This is a genomic window from Gordonia sp. C13 (assembly GCF_023218005.1).
GTDB lineage: Bacteria > Actinomycetota > Actinomycetes > Mycobacteriales > Mycobacteriaceae > Gordonia > Gordonia namibiensis.
The window spans coordinates 1-4,253 of the sequence record NZ_JALPSY010000056.1; the positions used below are offsets into that span (position 1 = coordinate 1).

At 65.3% G+C, this 4,253-nt stretch carries 2 protein-coding genes and 1 pseudogene; 1 reads left to right on the top strand and 2 read right to left on the bottom strand.

Annotated features, from left to right (window positions below; all coding sequences use genetic code 11):
- Positions 1 to 597: 597 nt before the first annotated feature.
- Both M1L58_RS23110 and M1L58_RS23115 read right to left on the bottom strand, forming a co-directional pair.
- Positions 598 to 2,610 carry an ArnT family glycosyltransferase gene (locus M1L58_RS23110; RefSeq protein WP_248660610.1) on the bottom strand — a complete coding sequence of 671 codons (2,013 nt, stop codon included), beginning with the start codon at positions 2,608 to 2,610 and terminating at the stop codon, positions 598 to 600.
- 551 nt (positions 2,611 to 3,161) lie between these two features.
- A complete protein-coding gene (locus M1L58_RS23115; protein ID WP_248660611.1) occupies positions 3,162 to 3,467 on the bottom strand; it encodes a hypothetical protein in 306 nt (101 codons plus the stop codon).
- Positions 3,468 to 4,013: 546 nt separating this feature from the next.
- Here M1L58_RS23115 and M1L58_RS23120 point away from each other — a divergent pair.
- A pseudogene (locus M1L58_RS23120) lies at positions 4,014 to 4,253 on the top strand (ABC transporter ATP-binding protein); the annotation flags it as partial.

Sequence of the window (4,253 nt, forward strand, 5' to 3'; positions counted from 1 at the left end):
TGATGTGGCTGGATAGTGTGGTTGCACGTCTCGTGAGGCGTTGAGAATGTTTGTCGTGTGGAAGGTGTCGCGTCGCCGCACGTGGTCTTCGATGACCTCGTGAGCCCGAATCGGCAGTCTCCCCGCCCTTGGCTCCACCTTCTGGACGATGAGATTGCGCCCACTGTCGTCGAGTCCGACCGACCCACGCGAGTGGTGTGGTCGTCGTTGTGGACGAAGCGGCCTGATGCTCGGGTCGTACTCGACTGCACCGCAGCAGGTTTGAGATAGCCCGGCAAGCGCCGCCCGTGGAACCCTCACCGCACGAAACTGATCGGAGCGATGCCCGCGCGGCCTGGCTCCGATGGCGCGCACAATGGTCCTGTGGGCGCGAAGAGCAACGAGGCGGCGTTCCGCTTTCGCCCTGCTCGCACGGGCCCGAACTCAGCTAGAGCTGTGGTAGCGGCGAGCCTTACGACACGGCATGTGGGAGTTCGAGCTGCACATCGCCAGCGCCCGGTATTGCATTGGTTTGCCAGTTGATCCTATCGATCGGTTGATCATCGGTCCTGCCCCGTCCGCCGGGTGCCCTGGAACGGGGCAGGACTGCGTCACGACTCAGACGAACTGGTAGACCGTCGTTCCTGCGATGGTTGTGGCCGTGTAGTTGGCGGCGACCCACTCAGAGATTTCTGAGTTGCCACCCGGTCCGCCACCGCCGCCGAGGTAGTAGGAGATCTTGCCTGCCTGGACGTAGGCGATGAACTGCTCGAGGGTCGGGGCGGGATCACCGCTCCAACCCCCGATCGCCATGACAGAGGTGCCGGTGGCGATCTCGATACCGGCGGCCGATTGTGACCCGTTGGTCGCGGCCGCCCACGTCGTGGTGGTTGCTTTCAGCGCGGCAACGAGTTCGGCGTTCGACGAGATGTCGCCACCCGGGCCGCCCCCGGTTCCGTTGCCGTCCTGCGGTCCACCCTGGGTGGTCGTGGGCGGATTTGCCTGTCGGTCAGGACGGGCACCGCTCTGCTGAGGCCCGTTCCCGTGCTGTCCGCCGTCTGCCCGCCCGCCGGGGCCTCCCATCCCGCCGCCGATCGAGGTCGACACCGCGGTCGGGATCGAGCCGTTGTGGGGGGTCGCCGCGGTCGCGATCGAGAACGCTGCCGTCCCGCCGAATCCTGCCAGCGAACCCGCGATCAGCGCCGCAGCAACCGCACGTCGCCAACCGAGCGCGCCACCGACGAGGACGGTCACCACCGCGATGGCGGCGACCACACCGATCACCCAGCGACACCAGATCGGGCCGAAATCATTGCGGTTCAGCAGCACGATAGACCACGCCGCCGCCGCACCGACCATCGCCGCCAGAACAACCCGACCTTCCCATCGGGTGCGTCGACGCCACGCGAACACGCCGCCAAGTCCGGTGACTGCACCGATCGCCGGGGCCAAAGCCACCGTGTAGTACGGGTGAATCGTCCCGCTCATGAAGGAGAAGATCACCCCGGTGACCACGAGCCAGCCGCCCCACGAGAGCACCGCCGCAGACTCGGAGCGCGTCAGTCGCTGGTCGAAACTCAACAGAGGGGAGCTGCGTAGCACCAGGTAGCCGGCGAAGACCAGCGCGATGAGTGCTGTCGGCAGTAGCCAGGAGATCTCGTTGCCCATCTCGGAACCGAAGAGTCGGTCCAGGCCGGTGGACCCGCCGAAGGAACTGCCGGCCTGGCCGCCACCGCTTCCTCTGCCGCGCCCGGACCCACCGCTGATGCGGCCGACGCCGTTGTAGCCGAGGACGAGGTTCATGAAGGAGTTGTCCGTCGAACCGCCGATGTACGGCCGTGCGGAGTCCGGCACGATCATGGTGACCACCGGGAACCACATCGCGGACACGATCAGCGCGGCGGTCGCACCGATCAGGTGCGCGATTCGCTTGAGCCACCCGGTTTTCGCGAACACCAGGTAGGCGAGCCCGAAGAACGGCAAGATCAGAAAGCCCTGCAGCATCTTGGTGAGGAAGGCGAAACCCAGGGCGACACCGACCAAGGCGAGCCACCGTCCCGAGTTAGTGGCGATGGCCCGCGTCAAAGCGTAGGCCGCGGCGACCATCAGCAGCACCAGCAGTGCGTCTGGGTTGTTGAAGCGGAACATCAGCGCGGCCGCGGGGGTGAACGCCAGCACTGCGCCGGCGATCAGGCCGGCCGCTGTACCAAGCTGCCTGTCGCGGATCGTCCGACGCATCGTCGCATACAGAAGGGCCACCGCAGCGATGCCCATCAGCGCCTGGGGCGCCAGAGCGGCCCACGGGTTCATCCCGAAGATGCGGACGCTGAGCCCGGTCACCCACAACGAGGCGGGCGGCTTGTCGACGGTGATGAAATTCGCTGCATCGAGCGCACCGAAGAACCACGCCTTCCAGCTCTGCGAACCGGCCTGCGCCGCAGCAGCGTAGAAGGTGTTGGCATATCCACTCGCAGACAGATTCCACAGGTAGAGCACCGCGGTCACCATCAGAAGCCCCGCGAGCCCGAACCGTCCGCACCGCCGCGGAGTGGCGATGCGTCGATGTCGCCCCGCCGGGCTGGCGGGATCGGACGGCGCCACGGTCGGCGGCCTGTCCAGTACTTCGGTCATGAGTCCTCCTCGGATCGATTCGTATCCCAGAGTCGGCGTCCTCCCCACCGCCTGCCTGGAGGACAGCTGGGAGGTGGCTGTGAGGATGGGCGCTCTGGTCTGTCGCCTGACCCGACCTGCTTCCCTGACGAGATCATCGGATCTTCGTCTCAGCGACTAGGGCCTACGTCGTCGAGAACGCGACCAGCCTCGTCCCGAACGGATACACCCCGCAGAGCTATATGCCCTTTGTCACCGGGACCTTGCACCGGCCAGGAGCTGGCGTTCACCCCGCCCTGAGGACCGAACGGCGGACTCATGTTCTGGGGCGCGGTGGCGATCGCGACGATGTTCATCCTCGGCTGTGCGGCGACGGAACTGCGTGCGTCGAATCGGGCCAGGCCATGCCGGCTCCATCCGGCCGGTAACCAAGAGACAGCGGATGTCGTTCGCCTGGCGTGGCATCGGCCGGCCTCACGACAGCAGTCCCCAGCTGTCGTGACAAAGACTACGGCGAGCCGGGACGTCATCGAATCAGTGTCGCGGCGTGTGGTTGACGACCTTCCTGGATTTCAGGAGGCGCGTGCCGCTTCCGCCGGGACGTCGGAGGCATAGCGGATCACTGAATCGACTCGACCGAATCGGCGTTCGATGATCACGATCGCTTCGGCGAGCTGGTCGGGGTCGTCGACGTCGGCGACGAATGCAGCGGTGCGCCCGTTGTTGCCGAGCATGAACGGAACGACAGCTGAGTACTCGTTGCTGACCACCGCAAGTGGGATGTTGCTGCTGAACAGTAGGTGGGCGTAGTCGATGGCGGCGGGCTCCTCGAGCACCACAAGGGGGACGGATAAAGTGTTCTTCCTCTTATTTCTCATGTCTCGAGGATGAATGCCCAGTTTGAGGGGCGGGTTGGGCTGAGCTGTGAGTTGGTTGTCAGTGACGATCACCGTGGGCAGTACGCACTCCATCGTTGACCGTCTAGCGGTGCCGAACCATCGCCGGTATCCCTCGAATCGTCAGGCGGCCAGAGCATCTCGTGGATTCTCTAGGCCGCTCGGGGTGATCTCTTTCTCTCGCAGCGCCGAACCCGACCGGGTGTGGTGATCACAGCGTTCTCCCAGCTGTGTACGAGGTGGCCCGCAGTTGCCGGCCATAGGTTTGTTCTCGTCGGCACGGACGCCGGCCAGAACACGCAAGACCGAGCACTAGGAGAAGGAAATGCCTCAGCCAGGACAGAAGCCAGGACAGAAGGTCGGACAAGGTCAGCAGCGCCGTCGTCGACGCGTCTGGAACCGGCGGCTGCGGCGGTGGGACTGGGTGTGGTCCTGATCCGCCGCCTGGCCTAACCCATTCCCGCCGCGTCCGGGGACATCCGAAAATGATGCCCTCGGACGCGGCGACCGTGACGATGGACTCTTTCGATGACTACACACCAGGCTTATCGCCGCTTCTTCCCCGCTCTTGAGGGGGAGGGCTCCCGATTCGCCACAGCCGCCATACTGCTGCTCCTCGCCGCCGGCTGTGAGATCGCCGCGATCTTTGTCCTGTCAGACGTCATCGACGGGGCTCTGTCCGCCGACAGCGCAGTACAGTTCCTCCGCCTGGCCGTGCTCTGGCTGGTGGTCACAGCGATCTCCACCGGGGCCGACTACTACGGTCAA